This window comes from Vogesella lacus (assembly GCF_979366295.1).
The window spans coordinates 1-1,178 of sequence record NZ_CEETQT010000027.1; the positions used below are offsets into that span (position 1 = coordinate 1).

The window sequence follows — 1,178 nt, forward strand, 5'->3', positions numbered from 1 at the left end:
ACCTCGGGTTCGACGGGCAAGCCGAAGGGGGCGGCCAACCGACACATCGCGCTACATAACCGTTTGCAGTGGATGCAGTCGGCCTATGTTCTGGATGAAACGGATACCGTTTTGCAGAAGACACCATTCAGCTTCGATGTGTCGGTGTGGGAGTTCTACTGGCCGCTGATCACCGGTGCGCGTCTGTTGCTGGCGCAGCCGGGTGACCATCGCGAGCCGGAGAAACTGGTCAGCCTCATTACCCGTCATCAGGTCAGCACCCTGCATTTTGTGCCGTCGATGTTGCTGGCCTTCCTCGCCCACGAGGGCATTGAAGCATGCCGCAGCCTGCGCCGCATCGTGTGCAGTGGCGAAGCGTTGCCAGCCGAAGCACAGGAAGCGGTATTTGCGCGATTGCCGCAAGCCAATCTGTACAACCTGTACGGCCCGACCGAGGCAGCGATCGACGTCACCCACTGGACATGCCGCAACGATGGCCGCAGCAATGTGCCAATCGGCCGTCCGGTCAGCCACACCATCACCCGCGTACTCGATAGTGATCTGAATCCGGTGGCACCGGGTGTGGCGGGCGAGCTGTATCTGGGCGGTATCCAGTTGGGTCGGGCTTACCTCAACCGCGCCGGTCTCTCTGCCGAACGCTTCATCGCCGACCCGTTCGATGCCAACGGTGGCCGCCTGTATCGCACCGGCGATCTGGTTCGCTGGAACAGCGAAGGCCAGCTCGAATACTTGGGCCGCATCGACCACCAGGTCAAGATTCGCGGCTTCCGTATCGAGCTGGGCGAGATTGAAGCGCAGCTCCTGGCACAGGAGGCGGTACGTGAGGCGGTCGTCATCGCCCGTCACGATGGTGGCAATGCGCGACTGGTGGCTTATGTGTCACTCAAAGCCGGTTGCGATGTGGATGCGGCCAACCTGAAAGCCGCGATTGCGAGCACTCTGCCCGACTACATGCTGCCATCGGCCATTGTGCTCTTGGACGCCCTGCCGCTAAACCCGAACGGCAAGGTGGATCGCAAAGCCCTGCCTGCGCCGGAATTTGCCTCGGTCGGCGAGTACATCGAACCAGTAGGTGAAGTCGAACAGAAACTGGCCGCCATCTGGGCCGAGGTGCTGGGGGTGCAGCAAGTTGGCCGCAACGATAGCTTCTTCGAGCTGGGCGGGCATTCGCTGTTGGC

Annotated in this window: 1 protein-coding gene; it reads left to right on the plus strand. The window is 61.6% G+C overall.

All coding sequences use genetic code 11. From position 1 onward, the window contains the following. Positions 1-1,178: AMP-binding protein (locus tag ACZ9W6_RS17540; RefSeq protein ID WP_465192477.1), on the plus strand; the 1,178-nt coding region annotated here is incomplete at both ends.